This is a genomic window from Paraburkholderia sp. BR10141 (genome assembly GCF_056155635.1).
The window spans coordinates 186,896-213,147 of record NZ_JBMIQH010000009.1; the positions used below are offsets into that span (position 1 = coordinate 186,896).

Sequence of the window (26,252 nt, forward strand, 5' to 3'; positions counted from 1 at the left end):
CTTAAGCAACGTTCGCGGCGGTCACGCCACCGCGACGCTGTGAATCAATCGACGCTCACGACAGTGACAAGCGCCGCCGGTTGCGAATGGAATGGCTGTGCTGTGCGTTCGATCACGTCCCACTGATCGAGTGCGGACGAACACGCGTAGCCGAACTTCTGGCGCACGCGCTCTGACGCCGCGGCCAACGCGTCGTGCGTCGCATCGAGAAAGGCGTCGAGCGGATAGTCGCCGGGTTGCAGATAATCTCGGACAACGGTCGAGGGCGAATAGCAACGCGCTTCGGTGCCGTCCGGCCAGCGCACGACGAAATGAGTGACGGGCATGGTGGTGTCCTGGTCGGGTGCTACGAAGATAGGCTTGCGAATGCGCGCGTTGCGCGGCGGTCCGCGGGCACGATGAAGGGCTGCGCGTCGAACCGCCAGACGGTGCGCGTTTCGCCCTGCCAGCGCACGTCTACCGAGGGCTCAGGCTGCATCTCGCCGATCCCGGCGCATGCAATGCCGCGCCCCTCGAACCGTGCGATCACTTCGGCTACATGCTCTTCGCGCACGCTCAGCAAATAGCCGTAGCTCGGAAAGATCTGGAGCCAGTGCGAAAGCGGTACGCCGTCGGGCTTCGGCAAGTGGGCGAGATCGATCACGACGCCCACCCGAGAGCACTCGGCCAGCATCATCGCGGTGCCGACGATACCGGCCATACTGATGTCCTTCGCCGCCACGCACAGGCCGTCTTCAGCGATCTGCGCGAGCAGCGCGAGATCGCCGCGCAGACGTTCGGCCGGCGCTTCGGTGGCCGCGTTCCAGTAGGGATACGGTTCGACGAATGCGCCGCGCAAATCGACCGCCATCAGCAGCCTGTCGCCCGAGCGTGCCTCGAAGCTCGATAGCAGGCGCTTCGCGCGGCCAAGGATCGCGACTGCGAGTTGGGTGCGGTCGCTGCGCGCGTTGCTGTGGCCGCCCACAATAGGCACGCCGAGCTGCCGGGACGCCGCCGCCATGCCTTCGAGCACCTGCGCAGCGGGTGCGATGCCCTGGCTCCAGATCACGTCGACGACCGCAATCGGCCGCCCGCCCATCGCGCAGACATCGCTCACGTTCACGAGCACCGAGCAATAGCCCGCGAACCACGGCATCGCCTCGATCAGGTCGCTCACCATGCCCTCTGCGGCAAACAGCAGGTAGCCGTCGCCGTCGGGAATCGCGGCGCAATCATCACCCGCGGCCATCACCACGGATGCGTCGTGGCCAGCGTCGAGCGCGGCGAGCATCGGCGCGATGTCGGTCTTGTGCGCAACGCCGCGGCTCGCCCGGATCGTCTCCACGATTGCGTCGAGCGTCATGCGGCCCTCCGCTGGTCAATGGTGAATCCCGCACAGGGCGTTGCGCACGGCGGATAGTGCGCAAGATCGGCCCGCATGACGTGATGCGCGCGCCCGAACACGATCACCTCTTCGAGCGTGCACCAGTGCAAACGACGGAAGAGTGGCGCGTTCTGTGCCTGCACGCGCGCGAGAAACGTCGTGCAGCCGAGCGCGTGGGCGCTGCTCACGGCGAGACGGATCAGTGTCGCGCCGATGCGCCCGTGCCGGCGAAAATCCGCGCGCACGGCAAGCCGCGAGCCGTACCAGACCGATGCGTCGGCCGGATCGCGATGAATGCGCACGGTGCCCACCACGCAAGGCGCCGCTCCGTCCGCGCCTTGCACGGCAACGAGCAGTTGCGCAGTGTCGTCAGTTTCGTCTCGATCATCTCCGTCGAAAATGCCTTGCTCTTCGCAAAACACGGCACGGCGAATCGCCAGCGCTCCTTCGTGCTCCCACGGTTCGCCGGCCCAGCGCACGACGATCTTGTCGTCGGTATGAAGCGCCGCGTTCATGCCGCCACCTTTTCGAACGAAGCGAGCGACGAGCACGCGCCGCACTTGCCGCAGCCCGCCTTGATGTCGTCGGCACGCAGGCCCGCTTCGCGCACCATCGCGCCGAGCGGTGCGAGAATCGAGCGCATGAATTCGGGCGTAGGCGGCGCGTGATCTTCGAGCGGCGTGCCCGCAATGGGCACGAACGGCACCACGAACGGATAGACGCCGATACGCACGAGTTGCTGCGCGGTATCGAGGATACGCTGCGGCGTGTCGCCCAGACCCGCGAGGAGGTACGTGCTCACCTGGCCGCGCCCGAACACCCGCACGGCCGCTTCGAACGCTTCCATGTAGCGGCTCACGGGCACCGACGCCTTGCCGGGCATGATGCGCGCGCGTTCGGCCTCGCCAACAACTTCGAGGTGCATGCCGAGCGTGTCGACGCCCGCTTCGCGCAGGCGCCCGAACCAGGCATCGTCGTCGGGCGGCTCGCATTGCGCCTGAATCGGCAGATTGACCGCGCGCTTGATTGCCCGCGCGCTTTCGCAAAGAATCGCCGCGCCGCGGTCGGGCGTGGCTGGCGTGCCAGTCGTGAGCACCATGTGCTTCACGTTGTCGAGCAGCACCGCCGCGCGTGCCACTTCGGCGAGCTGCTCCGGTGTCTTGTGCGCAATCGTGCGGCCCGCCGCGAGCGACTGGCCGATTGCGCAGAACTTGCAGGCCTTCTTACGGCTCTCATAGCGGATGCAGGTTTGCAGCACCGTAGTCGCCAGCACATCGGTGCCGTGCAGCGTCGCGATATGCGAGTACGGCACGCCATCGAGCGTCTGCAGCTTGTAGAAGCGCGGCGTCTTCGCAAAGGCGATCTGCGCAACGGGAATGCTGCCGCGCCTGAGCACGCTCACACCGGCATCGTCGGGCGCATCCGCAACGAATGCAGACCGGTGCGCGCCGTGCGTATGGACCGGCACCATGAGCGCAACGCCGTCGATCACAACGGCCTTGTGGTCCGACGGACCCGCGCCTCCGCGGCGCGACAGGCCCGTCGACTCCGGCTCGGCCAGACGGAGCCCGCTCGACTGAAGTTCAGTCAAGAGTTGCAGGTTCGATTCCGGCAGGTTGACGCTGGCATTCATCGTGGGCACTCCTGGTGGGGACGACTGGGGCGACGCTCGCCTCGTCGAGAGAAAACACGGGCGTGGCGGGCCGCTCGTTGATCGCGAGACTCAACAGCTCGGGCCGCGCATAGTGGCCGACCGAGTCCATCATGCGTTTGCGCTTGGTGATGAGCGCCATGTCGAGATCGGCGATCACCATGCCTTCGCCTTCGCGCAACGGCGCGGCGAGATGCTGGCCCTCCGGCGAGACGATCGCGGCATTGCAGCCGCCACGCAGCGCTTTTTGCAGCTTTGGATCCGTCGTGATCGATTCGATCTGCGCGTCGCTGAGCCATCCCGTTGCGTTTACAACGAAACAGCCCGACTCCAGTGCGTGATGACGGATCGTCACCTCGATCTGCTCGGAGAAAATCGGCCCGACGAGCGAGCCCGGGAACTGGCTGCAGTGGATCTCTTCGTGCTGTGTCATCAGCGCGTAGCGCGCGAGCGGGTTGTAATGCTCCCAGCACGCGAGCGCACCCACGCGCCCCACGGCCGTTTCCGCGACCTTCAGGCCTGCAGCGTCTCCCTGCCCCCATATCATGCGTTCGTGGAAGGTGGGAGTGATTTTGCGGCGCTTCACCTTGATCTGGCCGTCCGCGTCGAAAATCAGCTGCGTGTTGTAGAGGCTGCCGTGATCGCGCTCGTTCACGCCGAGCACGATCACCATGCCGTACTGGCGTGCAAGCGAGGCCACCGTGTCCGTAACGGGCCCGGGTATTGCCACCGCCTCCGCGTACAGCCGCAGATGCTCGGCGCCCGATTGCACGGGTGGCAGTACGAACGAGAAATACGGGTAGTACGGCAGAAACGTTTCGGGAAACACGGCAAGCTGCACGCCCTCGCGTGCCGCGGCGACGATGGCCTCGCCCACGCGCTCGAGCGTTCCCGCGCCCGATTCGAGATCCGGCGCAATTTGCACCGCCGCCGCGCGGACAATGCGCTTCGTGGATGTGATCGACATGGCGATACCCGTGTGCGTTCAAACAGTCCAGGTATCGATCACGAGCGCGTTCGACTTTCGATGCAGCAGCTTCAGGTCGAGCACGTCGAGCGGATTGATGGGCCGCACGCCTTCGATCAGCGCGGACTCGCTCTGGCCATAGAGCGCCTGCAGCGCGAAGCGGCACGCGTAGACCTTGCCGCCTTCGGCCATGAACTTCATCAACTGGTTGTTGAAGTTCAGGTGGCCCGGAAACGCTTCGGCGCCAAGCGTGGGAAAGCCGCGCTGCACGCCCAGCATCACACCGGGACCGTAAAGCAGGATCGAGGTTTCGAAGCCCTTGCGTTGCAGCCGCGTGGCCTGGAGCATGTTGACGAAGCCGATGGATCCTTCGAACGCGACCGTGTGGAACGTGACGAGCGCTTTCTCGCCGGATTCAGCCTTGACGTCCTCGAACACCTTCTCTTCGTAATCGACGAGGAAGTCGCCGGTCTTGTGGGCGGGCGTGGTGATGGCGGGCATTGCGTGACTCCGTTCAATAATTGAGGACTGTGGCCGACCGGTGGCCGGCGTCTCTCTTATCGCAACGGGTATGCCATCAAGCGGCATGCTTCATGCGATCAATTGACAATCAATGCCATGTGCCGCGAATGATCCAGGCAATTTTTTTCGTGAAGCGCGTGCCAGGCGCGTATGCACGCCGCGCCCCGGCGTTGTCGTGATCTGGCACACGCCCTGGCTCGGGGCAACGCGCATTCGCTTCAGGTGCATGCATGCATCAATTCAGATCATTCAACGCGATCGCATGCGATCAATTGTTTATTTTTCCGGCGCCCGTTCTCACTAGAATGAATGGGCCCACTATTGAAGGCGCCTGCGCGCACGTCCATGACGAACGTCACTGCCCATTGGCTCAAGCGGCTCGCCGAGAGCGACAAGCCCGTTTATCAGACCATTCCCGACCTCATCGAAGAAGATGTGGCGAGCGGCCGTCTGCGCCCGCGCGACCGCCTGCCTGCGCTGCGCGATCTTTCGGATGCGCTGAAGATCAATTACACCACGCTCGCGCGTGGGTATGCCGAGGCGCGCAAGCGCGGCCTGATCGACTCGCGCGCAGGCAGCGGCTCGTATGTGCGCGGAAGGCCGCCCGCGGTGCCGCTGCGTTCGGGCACCTCGCTCGAAATGACCATGAACATGCCGCCGGAGCCGCCGGAAATGACTGCACTGCTCGCGGAGTCGGCGGCACAGATCATTGGCGCGGCCGACCCGTGGTCGATGTTGCGCTATCAGGATTTCGGCGGCTCGCAGTTCGAGCGCAGCATGGCGAGCCAGTGGCTGCGTCACACCCTGCCTGCGCACCGCGCGGATGCGCTGCTGGTGTGCCCAGGCATACACAATGCCCTCGTTGCGCTGCTGCTGCGGCTCGTGAAGCCCGGTGAAGCGATCTGCACTGATTGCCTCGCGTATCCGGGCTTGAAGGTGATCGCGAATCAGCTTGGCATGCCGCTCGCGCCGCTGCCGCGCGATGATGAGGGCCTGAGTGCCACGGCGTTCGAGGTGCTTTGCAAGACGCGCAGGCCGGGCGTGCTCTACTGCAATCCCACGCTGCAGAATCCGACCACGCGCACGCTCTCGCAGAACCGTCGCGAACATGTCGCCGATATCGCGCTGCGCTACAACGTGCCGATTATCGAGGACGACGCCTACGGCATGCTCTCTGAAATGCCGCCCGTGGCGCTCGCGACGCTCGCACCGGAGCTGACCTACTACGTGACCGGGATGTCGAAGTGCTTTGGCGCGGGATTGCGTGTGGCCTTCGTCGTCGCACCGAGCGCCCGGCATGCCGAACGTCTCTCCGGTGCGTTGCGCGCGACCACAGTGATGGCAAGCCCGTATATGTCATATCTCGCGGCACGCTGGATCGAGAGCGGCGTGGCGCAACAAATGCTGAAGGCAATTCGGGGAGAGTGCGAGGTGCGCCAGCACATGGCGGCGCAAATATTCGCCTCGCGCGAAATCGAGGGATCGAGAGACTGCTTTCATCTGTGGCTAAGAGTGCCCGCCGAAACCGGCTGGAGCGCATCCGAACTCGCTTCACATTTGCGCACGAAGCAAATCGGCGTGGTCTCCGGCGCGGCATTCAGTACAGACGGCAATCCGCCAAATGCCGTTCGCATCTGCCTTGGCGGTCCCGGCGACGCGTTCGCGATGGAGGAATCGCTGCATCTGGTGGCAGACATGCTGGATCATCCGGACAATCTTCATTCCCCGATGTTGTAAGCAGTCAGGCGCTTGTCTTCGAGTCGCCGGGGCACGCCGCGTAATTTCGCACGGCATCGCGAGATCAGTACTGAGCAGCGGCTCCGGCGTCGAAATCGGCTGCACCCGCGAGGTTTGCCCAGAACTCCGGGCCTTGCTCGATTTCAGCCATGGTCAGAAGGCATGCGTCCAGTTCAGTCTTGAGTACATCCCAATCGATCGACTGCCCGATGAAGACGGTCTCCTGCCGGCAATCGCCCACGGGTTCTTGCCATTTTTCAACGATGCGTTGCCGGCGATAGTCATCTTTAGGCCATTCGGACTCGGCAATAAAGCGCCACCACCGCCCGACGTAGCCCCACTGAAACCGGCCTCCGCTTTGCACCAGCATGCCGATGTCGGGATACCGGTTCGCGAGCCAGACATACCCTTTGCATCGCAACAGACGCCCGTTTGTCCACGGACGGTGCAGAAAGGCAAGCAAGCGCCCCGGATGAAACGGCGCGCGCTCGCGGTACACCCAAGACGCTATGCCATAGGTGTCGGATTCGGACGGACGCTCGTCATCCTCCATACGTTGCATCCATCCTGGAGTATGCGCAAGGCTCGGCAGGTCGAACTTTCTGGTATTCAGAATCCGGGCTGGATCGACCTTGCCGTGCTCCATCGGCAGGATCTCCGCCTGAGGATTCAGCCTGAAGAGAAGCGCCCGCAATCTGGCGAAACCTTCCTCGCCGATCCGGTCGAGCCGGCTGACCAGGATCACGTTCGCATACTCAACCTGCTCGACCAGCAGATCGGACAGTTTATGCTGCGCCTGCGCACCCTTGCCTTCATCCTCGAAGGAGGCTTCAGATTCGAGCATTACCTCGAAACTTTCCCCGTCAACCACAGTGACCATCGTATCGAGCCGAGCCAGCTCGCTCAGGCTGAAGCCCTGTTGATCAAGGAACGCGAACGTCTCTGCCACCGGCATCGGTTCGGAAATACCAGTCGATTCAATCAGCAGATAGTCGAACCGACCCTCACGCGCCAACGCGCCAACCTGCTCGAGCAGATCGGCGCGCAACGTGCAGCAGATACACCCGTTACTCATTTCCACCAATTCATCGCTGCCCCGATGCAGTTCGACATGACGCCGGACGTCTTCGGCGTCGATGTTGACCTCGCTCATATCGTTGACGATGACGGCGACTTTCATTCCGGCGCGGTTGCGCAGCACGTGATTGAGGAGCGTGGTCTTTCCCGCACCAAGAAATCCCGACAACACAGTCACCGGGATTCTGGGTGTAGCGGCTCCCCGAAACAGGGAATCGACCGAGGTCACGCCGTCACGCCTTGCTCAGCCGATCTGGCGATCAGACTCGTCGTCACGTCAGATGCGGCGGAACGCTGTGTAGCCTTATCCAGGTAGCCCTCCCACAGATCGACCACCACAAGGCAATCGTCGGCGGCATCGCCCCACAGATCCTTGACCTTGAATTCAACGTGATAGGTGGGCTGGTGCACCGCGGTCTGGTCGCCATGGCCAATCGTGTCGGGGTACGGCCACTTCACTGTCGTGCGATGCAGCACCACGCCTTCCTTGCCGCGGATGTAGCCTGGTACACGGATGTGCCCCGCCACGTATTCGTCGCGCACCACGACGCGGTCGCCAACCTCGAACGGCGGCCGGCCCGTGATGGCGGGGCGCCCTTTATTGATGGTCGGCACGGCGAGCTGGAACTTCGAGCCGAGCGCGCGATCGAGTTCCTCCTGCGTCAGCACGCCCTTCTCAACCAGCAACGTGGCTGTCGCGATGACGTAGCGCTCGAAATACAGTGTATTGGCCTGCTGGCGAAACTCGATGCGCTCCACCGCGTGCCGCGCCTCGTCGACGCTGAACAGTTTCAGATGATCTGCGCCGACAAACATCAGGCTGTAGGCCAGGTGCTCCCAGTCGTCGTGAAAGACCGGCTTGTAACTCTGGCTGTTGATGGTGTGGCGCACCCTGCCAAAGCCTTGAACGCCGCCGAGGTCGTGAAAGCCGTCCATGTTGAGTCTCCTGAATGAAATCGGGCAGAAGAAATGCGGGCCAGCGGCCCTTACTGCACGCGTGGGAGTGCCACACCGATCAGCACGTCCTTCGTGACCAGTTTTTGCAGTTCATCCTCGCTCATATGTTCGGTGCCCGCCGGCCGAACTGGCAGCACCAGATAGCGGCTTTCCGCCGTGGTGTCCCAGACCTTCACGACCACGTCCTCGGGCAACTCAGTCCCCAGTTCACGCAGCACCGTGCGGCCCTCGCGCACCAGACGCGCTCGGTACTCGAACGACTTGTACCACTCGGGCGCGAGCCCCAGCACCGGCCAGTTGGTGCAAGAGCAGAGGCTGCAGACGATCACGTTCTTCAGCGTCGGCGTATCTTCCAGCGCGACCGCATATTCGCCTTGCGGGCCGGTATAGCCGAACTGCGCGCAGGCGGCCGTGCCGTCACGCAGCAGCAGCTCCCGGAATTCCGGGTCCACCCACGCCCGCGCCACGATCCGTGCGCCATTGGACGGGTCCCACTGGTTCTCCATCAGGTCGGTCATACTCTCGACGTAGCCGTCCGGAATGAGATTCTTGCCCTTCAGAACACGGAACAACGCCCACGCCCGCTCCGCGGGCGTCGACGTGAGTGCCTGGGTTTCGTGCTTGCTCATGTTCGGGACTCCTTGTGGAAGCTGCAATCTTCGAAGGCTGAAAGCCGGACGTGCCACCGACACGTTGCATTCGTCCGCGCGGCCAACCGTGTATGAAACATCTTAGGGCGAACCGCGCTTTCCGGCTTGACTCGCGTTGCCATCCGGCTTGCCTCGGACAGACAGTCTCTCCGCGGCGGCCGTGTATGTGACGAGTTCGCGCATTGCTGCTCCGCCCCGTAATCTCGCCGCCGAGCAAACGAATACTGCCCCGCTCTACGCCTTCCGAACCCCGAACATGGCGACACGAAGTTGTCCCTTCGAGCAAATCGGATTGGCAAACGTAGACAAATTCCCCGATGAACGCACTGCTAGAGTCCAGGATGAATGCGCCTTCGCCTTCATCCGAACAAACCGTGAGAAAGCCCATGGAAACCGATCTGCATTACCTGGAACTGCTCGACGTAGCGCACCGCATCCAGACCCGGAAAATCTCGTCCACCGAAGTCACGCAGGCGCTGCTGGAACGCATCGGCACGGTTGACCGGGAATTGCGCAGCTACGCGACCGTTATGGCCGAACAGGCGATGAGCGATGCGAGGCAGGCGGACACGGAGATCGCGGCCGGCAAGAGGCGCGGCCCGTTGCATGGTGTGCCGATCGGCGTGAAGGATCTGTGCTGGACAAAGGGCGTGACGACCATGGCCGGCATGCCCATCTATCGCGATTTCAAACCGACCGAGGACGGCACGGTGGTCGAGAAGCTTCGCGCGGGAGGCGCAGTGATTCTCGGAAAATTGCAGATGACGGAAGGCGCTTATGTCGATCATCATCCGGACATTCGGCCGCCGATCAATCCGTGGGATCCGACCCGCTGGACGGGCGTGTCGTCGAGCGGCTCAGGCGTCGCAACGGCTGCAGGTCTTTGCTACGGATCCATCGGGACAGATACCGGTGGATCGATCCGTTTTCCGTCCGCCGCAAATGGCGTCACCGGACTCAAACCCACCTGGGGCCGTGTCAGCCGGCACGGCTCGTTCGAACTGGCCGCCACACTCGATCACATCGGGCCAATGGCACGCAGCGCCGCCGACGCGGGCGCCATGCTCAGCGTCATCGCCGGCGTCGACCCCAAAGACCCGACCGCGAGCCGCGAGCCGGTGCAGGACTATCACGTAGCAGCAAACCAGGGGGTGCGCGGGTTGCGAATCGGCGTCGACAGGCGGCTCAATCAGCACCCCGTTGACGAACCCACTCGGCGCACGCTCGAAGCCGCACTCGAAGTGGTCATGTACCTTGGTGCGCAGATCGTCGACATCCGCTTCCCCGATACGACCCAGGCATTCAAGGACTGGGTAAATCTGTGCGCTATCGAAGTCGCGGTAGCGCATGAGAAGACGTATCCGAGGCACAAAGAGCAGTACGGCCCGTCGCTCGCCACCGTGATCGAGCAGGGCCGTGCCCTGAGCGCGATGGAATACCAGCGCATCGTGCTTCGACGCCACGCATTCGCTGGACACGTGCAGGCCGTGTTTGACGACATCGACGTGCTGCTGATTGCATCCACGGGCGTCGCAGCTCCGACGCTCGAGCGCGTGTCGAAGATCGGTGAGGAAGAGGAACTGCTTGGCGCGATGCTGCGATTCACGTGCCCGTTCGACATGACCGGCAGCCCAACCATCACGCTGCCAGGCATTCCGGCTGCAGGAGGCCTGCCGGTCGGATTCCAGTTCGTCGGGCGGCATTTCGACGAAGCCGCTCTAGTGCGCGCCGGTGGTGCCGTGCAAAGCGTGACAGACTGGCATCGCCGGCATCCGCCCGTTTGAGTCACGGGCGGGAAAGGTTGAGTCCGCGACTGCGGTGCGGGTCGCGAAGCGTGCTGCAGGCAAAGGTTCGCGCACGCTTGCCGCGGGCGTCAGCCCGCTTCTCCGTGCAACAGACTGCCCGGCGTGGTACCGAACGCCTTCCTGAATGCCCGGGAAAAATGCGCGAGATTGTTGAATCCGCATTGCAACGCGGCTTGCGAAACTTGACGGACGCGGCGCTCCGTCAAGATCGAGAAGCTTGCTTCCAGTCGTCTCTGCCAGACGTGGTGCATCACGGTCGTGTTCCGGCTGGCGAACGCCCGGACCAACGTCCGGTTCGACACGTGCAGCGCCAACGCGATGTCAACACTCGTCAACGTACCGTCGTCGAGGTGTCCGCGAATGTATTTGTCTGCGCGATCGAACAGTGTGTCGTAGCGTGACGCGGCCTCGCAACCGCTGCCCGCTGCCTGCACCTCCATCGCCGCGGTCAACGTGTCCACCAGCGCGGACGCAAGCCGGGCCTCCGCGGCACCGCAGTCGGAATGACCTTGCCATTTGTACGCCTCTTCCGCCATCTCGTGCAGCAGACGGGCCATGGCCCTGCCCTCGGCGATGCGAACCGCCATCATCCGTTCCGCGCCGCTGAACCGCGAGAGCAACTGCGCACGCGGAATTCGCAGCAGGTAAGTCGAGTCCGACATCAATCCATTGATGAACGGCCGCGCCGCATCGCACAGGACGATGTCGCCCGGCAGCAGTTCGACCTCACGATCGTCCTGCATCATCGTCGCTGCGCCCGAGCGGACCATCAGCGCGACGAAATCCTCGTTTGGCATCGCCCGGATATTGGCTTCGGTGCGCAGGAACGTGTGCTCTCCCGAATTCATATGGCAAATCGTCAGGCTGCCCAGCGAATGGCCCGACAACGCTCCGGAAAAATCGGCCTGCGTGCCGAAGTTCGCATTCGCGGGAATCAATTGCTTGCAAACGCACTCGGCCCAGTAATCGAGCCGATGTCCGGCCCTCACCGCCGTGGTCGAATAGCTGAAGTTCATAATCCGTCTACTCCATGATCGGGATCGGAAGGCGGTCTCGAGGCGCGAATGAACCGCACCCCTTCCGCCTAATCTGGCTTAGCGGCATGCAAGACCCATACCATTCACGCAAGACCCATACCATCGCGATCTACACGACCGGGCGGGTACGACCGTCATTCCAGCTTCGTTGTAAGCGGGGTATGCACCAACCTCGTCTGCCGATGGGCCACCCTGGTGCGTGGCGCCTCTGCGAACTCCGTACTCTGTATTCAATTATATTGAAGACATCCTGGACCCAAAATACTGCTAAACACTGATAGCTTCCGACAAGTGGCCAATCTAATATTGAATACAGTGTTCAAACTTCCGTAGTCGAGATCCGATTTCTGCGTCCGACTGTCTGGCAACAAAAACCGATCCGCCAGCATGGTCGCCACACTTTCTTCCGGTTAGCGGTCGCACGCACGCTGCCCTGAACTCTCCGCCGTCGCCCCGGCCCTTTTAACGTCCCGCGCCTTTTCCCGGACCCATTGCCTGTCGCCGATCTTTACGCACTTTGATCTCGCCCGTGGTGCACGACTTCGCGTAGCTATCTTGTGCTGGTAAGCTACAGTATTCAGTATCCACCGAAACCGTTGCCATGCCAGCGAAACTTCTGAAAATCCAGGCCCGAACAGATTATGTCGACGAGGTCTACCGTATCCTCCTCGACGCCATCAGCGAGGGGTCCATCGCCCCCGGGACACGTATTGTCCAGGAGGAAATCGCGGAGCAGCTGGCAGTCTCCCGGTCCCCCGTCTTGCAGGCGTTCCGTCTGCTAAAGAAGGATGGACTGGTGGAAGACGCCCCTGGCCGGGGACTTCAGGTGACACCTCTGGACGCGGAACGGATTGGCCACCTCTACGAACTGCGCGGTGCGCTCGACAGTCTTGCCGCCCGCCTCGCGGCCAGGAAGCAGGTGAAGCTGGACAAGTCGCTGATTGCGAATGGCAGGAAGTTATCAAAGGGCTCAGACATCAAGGCGATGATTGAAGCCGATATGGCATTCCATCTCGCCATTTACGCCGCCTCGGGCAATCCGCTCATCGTCGAGAACGCACGCCTGCATTGGATGCACCTGCGGCGTGTCATGGGAGCTGTTCATCAAGTTGTCGGCCAACGCAAGACTGTTTGGGACGAACATGCCGCAATCGCAGATGCCATCGCCAGGGGCGATGAAGAACTTGCGGCGAAGCTCAGCCTCCAGCACGCGGACTTTGCTCGAGAGAACCTGGTCCGGCATATGAGTGAGGCCGTCATCCCAGTTGAATGAAACGTGCCCCGCCAGGCATGTCCACGCTAGAGGGGCGCCCCGACCACTACACCACCGGCCGAAGGCTCGCCTTCGGCCGGCTCGTTTATTCCAGCGATTACTTCGGGTTGGAGTTGACGAGAGTCGGCGGAACGAAAAGTACCAGCGCACCCCCAACCAGAAGGCTGACCGAGAGTACCAGTACGCCCGCACCGGCCGAGCCCGTTGCGTTCTTGATTACCCCAATCAGCGACGGGCTGACCACACCCGAAATACTGCCGACCGAGTTTGCCAGCGCGAGACCGGCTGCCGCGGCGGCACCGCCCAGGAAAGCGGGCGGCAACACCCAGAACTGTGAGATCGTCGTCATCACGCCCATTGTTCCAATCGTCAGGCCGACCATCGCAAGGGTAGTCGAGTGCGCGAACGAAACGCTCATCGCGAGGCCGAGTGCGCCAACCAGACCCGGCACGATCAGGTGCCAGCGTCGCTCTCCGGTGCGGTCGGAGCTTTGACTGACCACGATCATGGCAAGGGCGCCCGCCGCATACGGAATCGCAGTTAGCAAGCCAACGTCGAGCGGGTCCGATACACCGCTTGACTTGATCAGCGTCGGGAGCCAAAAGCTCACGCCGTAGAGCCCCATCGTGTAGAAGAAGTAGACGCCGCTGACGAGAAGAATCTTCGGATTCAGCAAGCCGTCCAGCGCAGAATGGAGCGCGCCCTTCGGCGCCTCATCTCGTAGCTTTCGCTCGATCGCAGCCTTTTGACTCTCGCTAAGCCAGGTCGCGTCTTGAACCTTGTCATCGAGGTAGAAGAATGCAATTACGCCGAAGACGACGGTCGGAATGCCCTCAAGCAGAAACAGCCACTGCCATCCCGCCATCCCGTGCACACCACCCAGCTGTGTCATGAGCCAACCCGATAGAGGGCCGCCGATAACGCCTGACATCGGAATACCCGTCATGAACAGCGCCGTTACCTTGGAGCGCCTCGACGAGGGGAACCAGTAAGTCAGGTAAAGAACGATTGCCGGGAAGAATCCGGCTTCAGCAACGCCCAGCAAAAAACGCATGACATAAAACTCGACCGGGGTCCGGACAAACATCATGCACGCCGAGATAATGCCCCAAGTCACCATGATTCGTGCAATCCAGCGCCGTGGGCCTACGCGGAGAAGCATCAGATTGCTCGGGACCTCGAACAACAGGTAGCCGATGAAGAACACACTTGCGCCGAACCCGTAGATGGCCTCGTTGAGGCCAAGATCGTTGAGCATCTGCAGCTTGGCAAATGCAACGTTGATTCGGTCCAGATATGCGGTTAGATAGCACACGAAGAGGAACGGCACGAGTCGCATCGTTGCTTTCGCAAATGCAGACGACTCACCGCCTTCCATATACGCGACGGGGCTGTGGGAACTCATTGTTGTCTCCTGATGGGGGGCCTTTCTTGATTGGCGGGTGCTTTATGCGCTTTGTCTCCGCCACGTCGGTGACCCCAAGAGGAGCAGCTCTATGCTCCTCGGGAGGTCGAGTGTTCGCTCCGCGCTGGTTAGTCGAACATGTCGTGCTGCGTCGCGATGAGGTCGTTCCAGATGGTCTGGAAATGCAGCCAGCCGATGTAGTCGCTACCGACATGTTCACGGCTATAGCGGGCACGCTCCGGCGTCACTTCTTTTGGCGTCACGCCCGTCGCTTCAATCATGAGCTGTTGCTGGCAGCAGCGCTCGAGAGCGATGAACCAGAAGGCAGCCGAGTCGATGCTGTGACGGCTCGCCGTGAGCAGACCGTGATTCTGGTGAATTGCAGCCTTGACACCGGCGAAGGCGTTCGCGACCTTGTTGCCACCCTTTACCTCGACCGCGACCTTTCCCGCTTCATCGCCGATGACTACGTGGTCTTCGTAGAAGGCCGCTGCATCCTGCGAGATAGGCGCGAGCGGCTTGCCAAGCGAGGCGAACGCTGTGCCGTACACCGTGTGCGCGTGACACATCGCGACGATGTCCGGATGCTGCTCGTGCACCGCCGCGTGAAGAACGAAGCCTGCGCGATTGAGGGCGTACTCGCCCTCGACGACCTTGCCCTGGTGGTCGGCGCAGATGAGGTTCGAAATCTTGACCTGTGAGAAGTGCACCGCCATCGGATTCGTCCAGTAGAGGCTGGGATTTCCCGGGTCTCGCACGGTGAGATGGCCGGCAAATCCGTAGTCGAAGCCGTGGATAGCAAATGCCCGGCATGCGGCCACGAGGCGTTGCTTCAGATGCTGTCTATGGTCTTCCACCGTCTTGAATGTCGGAAGCTCAGGGAAAATAAGTCCCTCCTGTTCCGGTTGATAAATCGAAACCTTTCCTGCTTTAACGATCGAATCGGCAGGGCGTTCGGCGACTGTGGACATGGTCATTCTCCTTCTACAGGATTTGATGATGGAAACTGAAAGTGGATTGAAATCACCTTCGCAACTTATGCTTCTGTGCCTGGAAGCAAAGACCGATAACAACATCGTCGGTCTTCGCGGAACAGTTGACAAACAATAGCTGTTCATACAACCATGAATCAGGTTCATGCATGGAGACGAACATGAGGCGCCTTCCAAGTTTCGTACTACTTAGGGCATTTGAAGCCACTGCCCGCCTAGAGAGCTTTACACGTGCTGCTGAGGAACTGCACCTAACTCAGTCTGCAATCAGCCACCAGGTTCGCGAACTGGAGGACTACTTCGGGCGCCGGCTATTGGCACGACGCCACCGAACGGTGCAAGCGACGCCAGAGGGACTTCGTCTCCAGCAAAGCCTTGGCCGCGTTTTTGACGTCGTTGAAGCTGCCTGCAACGAAGTCAGCCTGGCTCCCACTGCCCAGGTGCTCGCGCTACATTGCGCTCCCAGCTTTGCCGCCAAATGGCTCGGCCCGCGCTTGCCGGAATTCATGCGCGAAAACCCTGACATCACAATCCGGCTCTCATCGGGCGCGATTCCCATTGACCTCACCAGGGATAGGGAAGTTGACGTGGCGATCTCCTATGGCCGCGCCGTCCAAAGAACCGGCATCGTCGCGCTCCCGATGGGTGAAGAACGAATTGTGCCCATGTGCTCTCCATCACTACTGCGCTCCGGCAGCGAGCCGCGTGAACTGATACAAAAACTCACCCTTATCGATTCGCAACTCAGCGGCGTCACGTGGCCTCACTGGTTTAAGCTCAACGACATGCCGCTCCCGCATACAGTCCGTCCTTCATTCGACCGCGCGGCTCTCGTGCTCTCAGCCGCGGTTGACGGTATGGGCGTGGCACTCGAAACCACACGGCTCGCCGAGCGTGAACTTTCCCGTGGAGACCTCGTCATCGTGGGGGACGTCGAGTTCGTAAGACTCAGCCGCGAGACGCACTTTTTCTCCTACCGCGAAGACGAGCAAGAAGTCGACAAGGTCAAACGCTTCAGACTCTGGCTCTTCAAGACAGCCTGCCTTTAGAACTCATCCCTTACAGGCTGAGCAATGTGCCGGGCTCGGAAAGCCCGGCGCTCTCCGATGCTGACTCAAACGGACACGGCTTTGACAGACTCCCGGATCGTCCTCCTATCACCATCTCCTTTGAGTACGGCTGTGAGTTCGGCAACGAGGTGCTCGTGAGCACGTTGAGTATGGAAGTCTGAAAACTCAACCGCTGCAGCAGCTTTCCCGGCCTCGATGGCTTCGGCAATGGCCTCATGCTCATCCCAGATCGACGCTCGCTGACGCGACGCTTGAAGCATTGCACCCATGACCCTTCGCAGGTGGACCCAATGAACGCGCGCCGTTTCGGCGATTAACGGATTGCCAGACGCCGCGTAGACGGCAAAATGGAACTCCATGTCCGCGTCAATCATCTCTCTGATATCGGCATTCAGAGACGACTGGCGCCCGCGAACAATAAGTACAGGGTCTAGCCTTGCGCGCCTGTTGGCGGCAAGCTTTGCCGCCAGCGAATCCAGTGTTCCTCGTATTTCGTAGAGGTTGCTTAGCCACTGCAAGTCGAGCGGGGCAACCAGAACACCTCGACCTGGCGCATCATGAACTAGCCCGTCCTTCTTCAACAGCCGCAGCGCCTGAAGCACAGGAGAACGAGATACCGAAAGCTGCTCCGCTATTTCTTCCTGAGTCAGACGGGTACCGGGCCCCAGTGAGCCTTCACAGATGGCGTCCACCAGCACCTTATAGACCTCTTCGACGTAGTCGGTTCGCGATGGAATCTGAATCAACCTCGAAGTCATGATGCATACACCCCCACTGCGATAGGAAGGACCGCCTGAACCGTCGACACGTCCAGGTTCACGCGGCCTTTCCGTCCTTAGTTCCTGGAGCGGTCTACCAGTGCGTCTTTGCTGATCCACGGCATCATCGCCCGCAACTGTGCTCCCACAGTCTCAATCGGATGCGTGGCGGTCAGACGACGCCGCGACTGAAGCGTCGGCGCGCCAGCCCGGTTCTCGAGGATGAAGCTCTTTGCATACTCACCGGTCTGGATGTCGTGCAGGATCTCCTTCATGGCTTGCTTCGTCGCATCCGTGATGATCCGCGGACCTGTCACGTATTCGCCAAATTCGGCATTGTTCGAAATGCCATAATTCATGTTCGCAATGCCGCCCTCGTAGATGAGGTCCACGATGAGCTTGACCTCATGGAGGCATTCGAAATAGGCCATTTCGGGCGCGTAACCCGCTTCGACCAGCGTCTCGAAGCCAGCCTTGATGAGGTCGACCAAGCCCCCGCACAGAACGGCCTGCTCACCGAAGAGGTCCGTTTCGGTTTCTTCGAGGAAGCTGGTTTCGATAACGCCCGCGCGGCCGCCGCCGTTTGCTGCTGCATAGGCGAGCGCGATATCACGGGCGCTGCCGGATGGGTTTTGCGCGACCGCTATGAGGTGCGGAACACCGCCTCCGGCGGCGTAGGTGCTGCGCACCGTATGGCCGGGTGCCTTTGGTGCGACCATCATCACGTCGAGGTCAATGCGTGGCACGACCTGGCCATAGTGGATGTTGAACCCGTGAGCGAAGCCGAGTACCGCGCCCTTACGCGCATTCGGCTCGACTTCGTTGCGGTACACATCAGCGATGTGCTCGTCCGGAAGGAGCAGCATGACGATGTCAGCTTCCTTGACGGCGTCAGCGATACTCAAGACCCTCAGGCCGGCATTCTCGGCCTTTTCCCAGGACGGCCCCCTGCGCAGGCCGACCCTGACATTGATGCCACTGTCCTTCAGGTTCAACGCGTGAGCGTGCCCCTGCGAGCCATAGCCGATTACCGCGACGCTGCGGCTCTTGAGAAGGGAGAGGTCGGCGTCTCTATCATAGAAGACTTTCATACTTGTTCCAGTTGTTTGCGCCTTCGGCGCTTTTACGCGAGGCGCGTCGATAAATCAGCTGTGATCGTTTTGAAGCAGCCAAAAGGCAAACCCACCGCAAGCTGCTCAGAGGTCGATTACGAGTGTCTTGCCGGCAGGCCTTGAAACACAGGTCGTCAGGTACGCCTGGCGCTCTTCGTCGCTGAGGATGAAGTCGTTGTGCTCGACCTCGCCTTCGAGATATCTGACTTTGCAGGTGGCGCACAGCCCGGCGCAGCATGACGTCGCAACCGCGACGCCCGCTTCGTTGAGCGCATCGGAGAGACTTTGCTCCGGCTTGAGCTGAATGACCTGGCCGGTGCTCGCAATTCTCACTTCGCATCCATCGGAAGGCTCGGCGCCGCTCGGCGCGCGCTTCGGTTGCTCCGGTGCCTTGAAATGCTCGAAGTGCACCGTGCCCTTGGACCAATGACTCGCTGCATCCGCACACGCGGCCATGAATCCACCGGGTCCGCAGTAATACACATGTGTCCCCGCGGTTGGCTGCGCAAGAAGCTGCTTGATGTCGAGCTGGTTGCTAACCGCTCCGTTGTCGAAGTGATAGTGCAGCTTTCCTGCCCGACGCATGCCATCGAATTCCGGACCGAACGCAGCAGCTTCAGGACTGCGGGCACAGTAGTGCATCTCGAAGTCGATGCCGCGCTCTTCGAGTTCGTGTGCCATCGATTTCAGGGGCGTGACGCCGATGCCACCGGCGATGAGGATGACTTTCTTGGCCTCGCGCGTGAGTGCGAAGTGATTCCGGGGTTTGCTGATGGTGACGATATCGCCGGCGCCGAGCCCTTCATGTACTGCGCGCGAACCGCCCCGGCCGTTCTCGTCTTTGAGCACGGCAATGACATAGCGGTGGCGTTCGGCGGAAGAATTGCACAGCGAATACTGCCGGATGATGCCGTTCTTCAGATGAATATCGATGTGTGCGCCGGCGTCGAAGCGAGGCAGTTTCTCGCCGGACGGGCTCGTCAACTCGTAAGAATTGATGCCTTTACCTTCGTAGCGAATCTGCCTGACTCTGACGTCAAGGGTTCCTGCGTCGATATCCTCGACCGCCTCATCTGCTTCCAGTACGGTTTCCATTTGATGTCCTTGCGCGGCAAACTACAGCCGTTCGCCACAGCCCTTGCGAGCGGGCGCGCACATTGATGTGTCCGCGCCACGATGGCTTAACGCTTGAGCGATTGCTCGAGTTCGTTGAACTTGCTACGCACGAACTCGGCGCGCTCTTTCCCCTTCATCGAATCACTCTGCGTCAGGATTTCGACGACCGACTTCAGTACCTTGCGGCGGCGAACCACCTCGTCTTCGACGGTTTCGCCTTCCGCGATTTCGAAGACGTTGCCTGAGCAAAAGCTGTTCGGTGCGCCGGCGAGTTCTCGCAGCCAGTCGGCGAATCCCTGGGCAGAAGAAGCCGGATTCGTGCCGCGCACCGCATCGCGCAACATCTTGCGGAACTGATACAAGCCTGCGTCGAAGCGCGTCGGATGCTCCAGGGCATGAACGGCAATGGGACGCTGGCTGATGATGGCTTCGTAGTCACCCGGTGCGTACTGCGCTTCCTTGTAGTTAGCGCGTTCGCGATGGTTGGGCGGAATCGGCGGCATGTCTTCGAGCTTGTACTTGCCGAAGCGCTCCGGACGTCGCATCGCAACCTGGCCTTCCAGGAAGTCGATGGTCTCGTAGCCAACCATTTCCTTGTTGCCGACGCCACGCGTGTCGATGCCAGGACCCATGACGCGCCAGCCAATCATTTTGCTGTTTTCGTCGTCAACCGGTACGGTCCAGCGGATGATGTGGAAGCGGCTGAAGAGCTTCTTCTTCGAGCCATCTTCCGATGTATAAGCGTGCAGACTGAGGTTCGGAAGCACCTGGTGCTGCACGCGTACGAACAGCTTGTCCTTGTCCACGCGGCGCGCACCCGCACACGCGAGGCTGCGCCCGCTTTGCACCGGGACGAAGTTCATGTCGGGCGCGACTTCCATCGATGCAGCGCCGACTTCGTCGAACGTGGTGCCCTGGAAGTTACCACCAACAACGTTCTTGCCGGCGTGGAGCGCTGTCGGATGATAGTTGTCCGCCGCGTTGTCCTGGACCTGCAGCCAGTTGCAGTGCTGGAAGTTGCTGTACGGCACGAGTTCATCACCTTCCATCACCGTGAAGTCGCCCTCCCACTCGGGGAACGGCGGCTCGTCTTCCGGCGGCCCCATATAGGCGAAGACGAGACCGTTGCGCTCGACCGCCTTGTATGCACCCTGACGAATAGAGCAGGCGAACTTTTCAGCCTCCTTCTCTTCTCCCTTGGGAAAAGGAACGTGGAGGCACTTACCGTCGACATCGAACACCATGCCGTGATAGCAGCACATGATGCCGTGCTCCTGGATGGCACCGTATTCGAGTGAGGCGCCGCGGTGCACACAGTGCGCGTGCAGCACGCCGACACGGCCGCTCTTGTCCCGGAAGGCAACAAGTTCCTCGTTGAGGATCTTGAGGAAGCGAGGGGTATCGGTCAGCTCCATCGACATGCAGACCGGGTGCCAGAACCGACGCATGAATTCACCCATTGGCGTGCCGGGGCCCGTTTCGGTGAGCTCGGGGTCATGCTCGGGCACCTTGTTCGTGTAGTACCCGCCATAGGGAATCAGCTTTTTAGCGACCGGGGCTGTGCCGCCCGTGCTTTTCTGCTCATCCAGCCTGTCCTCTTTGATGCTCATGTCCTGCCTCCATTGATTGATATGGACCGATTTTTCCAGTGCCGGCTAATTCCGAATACTGATATCCGTGTTCTGAACTCTGTATCCAAAGATTAGGCGCGTAGGGCGCTGTTGTCTCTATGGGTTAACACCAATGCACACCAAATGATGACATGAGCGGCGCTGATATTCTGCCTTTAGCAGTTGCTCAAGGGAGCCCGCCAGACTCGCATCGGTCGTGGCGGTGTGCTGCGCGAGCGCTCCCCGATCACTGGGGATGCGCTCGAGCTTCAACTGCTTGCACAGGCTGGCAATCCGTTCCTACTGGAGATTCATGCGGCGATCTCCAGCAGCGCGTCATACACCGCAAGCGAATGCTGGAGACTCACGCGCGCAGCACCTGGCGCAACTGCGAAGACACAGCCCCTGGTGCCGACATTGACGTGGGCGGTGGCAGTAGCGCTTCCTGCTCGAGTGCCAGCCTCGCTGTCAACCAGCATCACGGCGGCGACCGGTAATCTCGACAACAAACAGGATTACCACGCCCCGATGACGATGACATGCGTCGCGCTCGGTACGGCCTCGGCGAGCGCCTGGTCCAAAAAATATATGGCTACTTCAAATTAATCGAAGCACTTATTTCGGCGTCTTTCCTGCCCATGTTGAAGTTCCCGCCAATCGGCCAGTGGAATGGATAGCCATTGGCAGCCGAACCGGACGTCGGAACGCTGAGCAGTGCGGACACAGCTCCACTGAAATCTACGTGGTACGCGTATGCGTGGTCGCTTCTCGTTATAACCGCCGCCCCGCCGAAGCCAGAGCCACCGTCGCTGCTCACGTTCGCAGCGCTTACCGTGACTTGCCCTCCGCCTGCAGTCACATTCATCTGCGCGGCTTGAATGGTGCTGACCTGCGTGTTCGCCGCGCTATCGATCGTCAGGACCACATTTCCGTTCGAACTGAGCGCTGCGATTCCATTGGCCACGTTGTTTGCGATCGACTTGACCACATCGGCTGCGGTCGCCCCCCGGATAGCACTCGGCATTTCGTTGGTATTCGCCGAGAATTTGAATCCGAACGTGGTCGATTGATCCTCAGCGGAGGATACAGAAACGTTGCTACCCGCATTCACATTCAGGGCACTGGCCTCCAAGTTTGTTTGCAGTATGATGTCTTGCCCGGCAGTGAGTTTGACGTTTCCAGCGCTGATTTTCCCGATCTGCCAACCCGTCTTGTTCTCGTCAGAGATATCAACCTGCGCGTTCACGCCAGGTTCGACAACACCGTTGACGTTCCAATCCGCCTTATGCGTCTCACCTTTGGCAGCTGTCACGGACACATTGCCGGACAAGTTGCTGACGGTCAGGTTATTGGCGTCGATGTTCGCGCCGACGACGGAGAGATTTTCGCTGTTGCCGATCAGGTTGACGTCGCCAGCCACGATCGTGCCACCATGAGCTTGCGACGCGCTTTCGCTAACGACGCTTACGCCCGCGCCGTTCGCCCCGCCGCCGAGCGACGCACCGCTTTTGCCTGGAACAAGATTAACCGAAACACTGCCTTGCGTGGTGATGCCGAGGGCGTCGTGGTGGTCGTAGCCTGTGTCGAAATCCACTTTTGCTCCCTGCATCGTCACGTCATTCGCCATCAACGTTGCGCCTTGCGCCACGGCCGAGTCGCCCGCGACAACGGAGATGTGTTTGCCAGACAGGTTGACGGCCACAGACTGGCTGTCGCGTACAGTGGCATAGTTCGAGCTGCCATTGAACGAAAACGATGAAGGCGTGATCGCGCCGGCGCCTGGAACGACCGTCGCGCCCAAGCTGCCGCCGCCTGATACCCCTGCCTGGAATTGCCATTGGCGGTCATTGGCCTGTGCAACTGTGACATCCTGCCCCGCAGCCAACGTTACTTGATCAGTAGCCGCGATGTTCATCGCTGACGACAACGTATGGCCGGCCTGAATGGTTACGTTCTGCGCCTTGATGCCGCCGAATACCGCCTGCGCGCTACCGGTCTGCTGATACTGATACGCGCCATTGCCGCTCGCCTGAACTGTGAAATCTTGAAATGTGACCGTACTAGCGCCCACGCTTGCACCTGCGCTCCCCGTCTGAACGGTCGTGACCTGTGAATTTTCTGCGGCATTGCCCGCATACGTTCCAGCGTGAATGTTGACGTTGCCGGCAGCGGCATATTGCGTACCGGTATCCGTCACACTGTTGCTTCCGTTGACGTTGATCTGCCCGCCGGAAAGCTTGCCGCCGACTGCCGTGGTGTTGAGCCCGGTTGACATGGCGCCCTCGCCGGTCAATCCCAAGTCGGCAGACGGTTGGGGCAACCGCGCGGCATCCATCGCAAGCGTGACCTTTTGGTCGCCGCTGACAACCGTGTTGGTCGTCATGTTCGTTGCCGCGTCGTCGACGACATCGTGTCCAGCCAAATTGATCGTGCCGGGCGTGGTCACCGCTGTGCCCGTGTTTCGCAACATCTGATCGGCCTGCATCGTGACATTGCCAGAGGCGTGAACAGTCGACACAATCGCCTGATGTGCTTCGTCGTGGATGTTGGTCTGCTGCGAACCGGCCTGAACACCACCCACCACCTGGACGCCGTTGAACTTGCTGATGCCGTCGATGAACCTGAAGATATCGCTGGTATCGATGTTGGTGATCTTGCCACTTACGTAAGTGCCGGCCCCCGTGATGTTGGTGTCATCGAAGCTGTTAGTCACCTTGCTGTCACCAGCTCCAACGATCTCGTTATCGCCACCCAACCTGACGTCACCGGCCGTGGCGACAATATGACTGCCCTTCAGATTGATCGCCGTATCGCCCTGAAGTGTGACCGTCCCGCCGGTCAGTGTGCTGGCCGTGGCTGAGCCACTGCCATGGCCGACGGTGTGCGTCACACCCTGCAGTCCAATTCCCGCAGTCACGTTGAGGTTAGTTCCCGCTGTATCGTGCTGTACGTCCGGCACGACACCGAGCGAGAAGTCCTGCATGGTCGCCGAGGTCTGCGCATCGGCGATGTCGCTGCGAATCGTGCCGCCAGCGTGCACGTTCAAATCGCCTCCAGCAGCGATGCTGCTGCCAGTCAGCGAAACATCTTTCGCGCTGCTCACCTGAACATCGCCTTGCGACGCAATCGCCGATGCTACTGTAATGTCGGCTTCGGTTCGCGACCCATGACTCTTGTCGGTAATGTTAAACGCCGTACCATGCCTGTCGTTCTGCAAGATCTCGCTGTGATTGAACGTATGGTCGATGCTGACAGCGCCATCGGCGGACGCTAGTTGCACACCGCTTACGCCGGCCAGTGTGGTGCCAACGATGTTCACTCCGTCACGGCCCTGCACGGACAGGTTTTGTGCATTGACCGTGCTGCCGTGTTGCGTCGTGACAATCGTCTGCACGCCATGCGTCTCGCCGCCTCCAATCGCGCCCCAGTACACAAAATTCTCTTCCCGGCTGTCTACATTCTGGCTGGACTGCGCGCCGATGGTCGCCGTCCCCTGGCTGCCAATTGCAACCTGCGTCGCATTGACTTGCGCGCCGAGCAGATTCACGTCCGCTGCGCTGTCGATGTCAACCTTGTTGCCGGCCTGGATAAAGGTGCCGTGATACGTCTGTTCCGCGTCAGTTGTGACCTGTTGACCTGTCTTGAGTGCTGCGGTGTCGTTTGCGTAGCTGTTGGTGACGACTGAACTGATTTGGGTTGCGGTTCCACCCAACGTCACGCCCTGAACGCCGCCAATCCAGACCGATCCGCCCGCGGCGATCGCAGCGGCATTCGCAATCACCGCACCGTGCGTAGCGTGAATGCTCACGTTCTGGTCAGCTTGCCACTTGTTGGCGTACAGCGTTTGAGCCTGCGTGTCCGTCTGGGTCGAATTGCTCCAGAGTAGCTTGCGTTGCGTGTCGGTGCTCGAATCTGCATTGGTCGTCACGGTGCTGCCGAGCACGACGTTCTCGGCGGTCACGTTCACGTTGTGCGCGTCGATCTGGACGCCGTTCAGGCTCGCCGTGCCGGCCGCGCTTAAATCGATGTCGCCGCCGTGAATTTGAGTCGCGGCAAAAGTTTCCGAATGGTTGGCGCCCGACGTCGTGCGTGTCCCTCCAGTCCACGAGCCGCTGGAACTCGGTGCATTAACTATGTCCGTAGCCTGCACCTGCCCCTGCATCGTAAGATCCTTGGCCGAAACCGCGATCTGCGGCGCGGCAATCCGACTGGCGGTAACCGAAATATTCCCCGCCGAATGAACATTGACCCCTTGGCCGGCGTCGAGATTGCTCTGGATACTGGTGTTCCCCTGCGGATCGCTGTTGTAGATGCGGATCGTGCCCGCCGAAATACTACCGACGAGGGAACCGTCCATCGCGGGCACCGGTGCGTTTGCCATCTCACTTGCAGTCAGCTCGTGCGAGCCGAGACCATCGTAGTCGACGTGCTGACGCCCCGCGATGACGTTGATACTGTCGCTCGCCCGGAGGTTCCCGTTGATATCGACCTTCGGCGCGATCAGATCGAGCACAGCCGCGCCTGATACGTTGCCGGATACAGCAAGTTCATTGCTATTGCCGTTGGTTCCAACAGCAAAGCTTTTGATGCGGTCATTGGCCAGCTCTGGCGTTCCGACGACGAGCGAAGCGCGCGGCGTGTTGATGAAACCGCATCCCGCGCAGGAGATGCCGTTCGGGTTGGCAAGCACGTAGTCGGCCGCCATTCCGAATACTTCCTGCTTTCCGAGCAGCAGCGACGGATTCTTGCTGACCACTTCGTTAAGGATGACCTGAGCCGCTTGTCCCCGCAACTGGGGGTTTGCGCCCAACTGCCCAGCGAGTTGCGACTGTCCGGCTACAGTCGAGTTGTTCAGCACGGCGCCCCGCGTACCGACGTTATAGTTGTTATATTGATTGACCGACAATCCAGTGGCGTTCGGCGCCACGATGTTAACGACGTCCACGCCGTTGTGCTGGCCGACATTCGTATTCCCTACCGGCACAATGTTCTGGCCATAGGCTGCGCTCATGCCCATTGTGGCCAGTCCCACAAAGACAGACAGTCGCCCCGATGCAGACAAGATGCATGATTCCGTCAGGTGCTTCGACATACTTTCCCCCGTGTTTTCAAGTCCAATCATTGACCCCACCCGGACAACATTACGTCGC

The 26,252-nt window shown here is 60.8% G+C and carries 21 protein-coding genes; 4 read left to right on the forward strand and 17 right to left on the reverse strand.

The window, feature by feature from the left end:
• Positions 1–44: 44 nt before the first annotated feature.
• From ACOJB8_RS15370 to ACOJB8_RS15395, 6 genes are read right to left on the reverse strand one after another with little or no spacing between them, the layout of a single operon-like run.
• Positions 45–326 carry an MSMEG_0570 family nitrogen starvation response protein gene (locus ACOJB8_RS15370; RefSeq protein ID WP_342946478.1) on the reverse strand — a complete coding sequence of 94 codons (282 nt, stop codon included), beginning with the start codon at positions 324–326 and terminating at the stop codon, positions 45–47.
• A gap of 20 nt (positions 327–346) precedes the next feature.
• Complete coding sequence (locus ACOJB8_RS15375) at positions 347–1,342, reverse strand: sll0787 family AIR synthase-like protein (protein ID WP_475013203.1); 996 nt, start codon at positions 1,340–1,342, stop codon at positions 347–349.
• Complete coding sequence (locus ACOJB8_RS15380; protein WP_342946480.1) at positions 1,339–1,878, reverse strand: MSMEG_0567/Sll0786 family nitrogen starvation N-acetyltransferase; 540 nt, start codon at positions 1,876–1,878, stop codon at positions 1,339–1,341. Before ACOJB8_RS15380 ends, ACOJB8_RS15375 begins: the two co-directional genes overlap by 4 nt.
• On the reverse strand, positions 1,875–2,996 hold the full coding sequence (locus ACOJB8_RS15385) for an MSMEG_0568 family radical SAM protein (protein WP_342946481.1): 1,122 nt from the start codon (positions 2,994–2,996) through the stop codon (positions 1,875–1,877). Before ACOJB8_RS15385 ends, ACOJB8_RS15380 begins: the two co-directional genes overlap by 4 nt.
• Positions 2,947–3,981 (reverse strand): Nit6803 family nitrilase, encoded by a 1,035-nt coding sequence (locus ACOJB8_RS15390; protein WP_475013205.1) that lies wholly within the window; start codon positions 3,979–3,981, stop codon positions 2,947–2,949. The genes ACOJB8_RS15385 and ACOJB8_RS15390 overlap by 50 nt, the downstream gene beginning before the upstream one ends.
• An 18-nt stretch (positions 3,982–3,999) precedes the next feature.
• Complete coding sequence (locus ACOJB8_RS15395) at positions 4,000–4,482, reverse strand: MSMEG_0572/Sll0783 family nitrogen starvation response protein (RefSeq protein ID WP_475013207.1); 483 nt, start codon at positions 4,480–4,482, stop codon at positions 4,000–4,002.
• Between the two features lie 366 nt (positions 4,483–4,848).
• On the opposite strand from ACOJB8_RS15395, the gene ACOJB8_RS15400 reads away from it, so the two are divergent.
• Complete coding sequence (locus ACOJB8_RS15400; protein ID WP_342946483.1) at positions 4,849–6,240, forward strand: aminotransferase-like domain-containing protein; 1,392 nt, start codon at positions 4,849–4,851, stop codon at positions 6,238–6,240.
• A 64-nt stretch (positions 6,241–6,304) separates the two neighbouring features.
• Here ACOJB8_RS15400 and ACOJB8_RS15405 read toward each other — a convergent pair whose 3' ends face one another.
• From ACOJB8_RS15405 to nthA, 3 genes are read right to left on the reverse strand one after another with little or no spacing between them, the layout of a single operon-like run.
• Positions 6,305–7,546, reverse strand: a complete 1,242-nt coding sequence (locus ACOJB8_RS15405; RefSeq protein WP_475013209.1) for a GTP-binding protein — start codon at positions 7,544–7,546, stop codon at positions 6,305–6,307.
• Entirely contained in the window at positions 7,543–8,253 is a 711-nt protein-coding gene (nthB, locus tag ACOJB8_RS15410) for a nitrile hydratase subunit beta (RefSeq protein ID WP_475013211.1), read from the reverse strand. The genes ACOJB8_RS15405 and nthB overlap by 4 nt, the downstream gene beginning before the upstream one ends.
• Before the next feature lie 50 nt (positions 8,254–8,303).
• Positions 8,304–8,903, reverse strand: coding sequence for a nitrile hydratase subunit alpha (gene nthA, locus ACOJB8_RS15415; protein WP_475013213.1), 600 nt, complete (start codon positions 8,901–8,903; stop codon positions 8,304–8,306).
• Between the two features lie 407 nt (positions 8,904–9,310).
• Here nthA and ACOJB8_RS15420 point away from each other — a divergent pair, with 407 nt between their 5' ends.
• The gene (locus ACOJB8_RS15420; RefSeq protein WP_475013215.1) at positions 9,311–10,708 is read left to right on the forward strand and encodes an amidase; all 1,398 of its coding nucleotides are present in this window, start codon (positions 9,311–9,313) and stop codon (positions 10,706–10,708) included.
• An 89-nt stretch (positions 10,709–10,797) separates the two neighbouring features.
• On the opposite strand, the gene ACOJB8_RS15425 is transcribed toward ACOJB8_RS15420, so the two are convergent.
• Complete coding sequence (locus ACOJB8_RS15425) at positions 10,798–11,745, reverse strand: AraC-like ligand-binding domain-containing protein (protein WP_475013217.1); 948 nt, start codon at positions 11,743–11,745, stop codon at positions 10,798–10,800.
• A 622-nt stretch (positions 11,746–12,367) separates the two neighbouring features.
• Between ACOJB8_RS15425 and ACOJB8_RS15430 the strand changes: the two genes are divergently transcribed.
• Positions 12,368–13,039, forward strand: a complete 672-nt coding sequence (locus tag ACOJB8_RS15430; protein WP_342946489.1) for a GntR family transcriptional regulator — start codon at positions 12,368–12,370, stop codon at positions 13,037–13,039.
• 97 nt (positions 13,040–13,136) lie between these two features.
• On the opposite strand, the gene ACOJB8_RS15435 is transcribed toward ACOJB8_RS15430, so the two are convergent.
• Complete coding sequence (locus ACOJB8_RS15435; protein WP_475013219.1) at positions 13,137–14,444, reverse strand: MFS transporter; 1,308 nt, start codon at positions 14,442–14,444, stop codon at positions 13,137–13,139.
• A 128-nt stretch (positions 14,445–14,572) separates the two neighbouring features.
• Complete coding sequence (locus tag ACOJB8_RS15440; protein WP_475013221.1) at positions 14,573–15,415, reverse strand: class II aldolase/adducin family protein; 843 nt, start codon at positions 15,413–15,415, stop codon at positions 14,573–14,575.
• A gap of 182 nt (positions 15,416–15,597) precedes the next feature.
• Between ACOJB8_RS15440 and ACOJB8_RS15445 the strand changes: the two genes are divergently transcribed.
• Positions 15,598–16,485: a LysR substrate-binding domain-containing protein gene (locus tag ACOJB8_RS15445; RefSeq protein ID WP_475013295.1), complete on the forward strand. Its 888-nt coding sequence runs from the start codon at positions 15,598–15,600 to the stop codon at positions 16,483–16,485.
• A gap of 65 nt (positions 16,486–16,550) precedes the next feature.
• Here the strand turns inward: ACOJB8_RS15445 and ACOJB8_RS15450 are convergent, their stop codons facing one another.
• The 5 genes from ACOJB8_RS15450 to ACOJB8_RS15470 all read right to left on the reverse strand — a co-directional run bounded on the left by ACOJB8_RS15450 (position 16,551) and on the right by ACOJB8_RS15470 (position 26,194).
• The gene (locus ACOJB8_RS15450) at positions 16,551–17,264 is read right to left on the reverse strand and encodes a GntR family transcriptional regulator (protein ID WP_475013223.1); all 714 of its coding nucleotides are present in this window, start codon (positions 17,262–17,264) and stop codon (positions 16,551–16,553) included.
• Positions 17,265–17,341: 77 nt separating this feature from the next.
• Entirely contained in the window at positions 17,342–18,355 is a 1,014-nt protein-coding gene (ilvC, locus tag ACOJB8_RS15455) for a ketol-acid reductoisomerase (protein WP_475013225.1), read from the reverse strand.
• 105 nt (positions 18,356–18,460) lie between these two features.
• Positions 18,461–19,471 (reverse strand): PDR/VanB family oxidoreductase, encoded by a 1,011-nt coding sequence (locus ACOJB8_RS15460; protein WP_475013227.1) that lies wholly within the window; start codon positions 19,469–19,471, stop codon positions 18,461–18,463.
• A gap of 86 nt (positions 19,472–19,557) precedes the next feature.
• Positions 19,558–21,102 (reverse strand): Rieske 2Fe-2S domain-containing protein, encoded by a 1,545-nt coding sequence (locus ACOJB8_RS15465; protein ID WP_475013229.1) that lies wholly within the window; start codon positions 21,100–21,102, stop codon positions 19,558–19,560.
• A gap of 592 nt (positions 21,103–21,694) precedes the next feature.
• Positions 21,695–26,194 (reverse strand): two-partner secretion domain-containing protein, encoded by a 4,500-nt coding sequence (locus ACOJB8_RS15470; protein WP_475013231.1) that lies wholly within the window; start codon positions 26,192–26,194, stop codon positions 21,695–21,697.
• Positions 26,195–26,252: the final 58 nt, after the last annotated feature.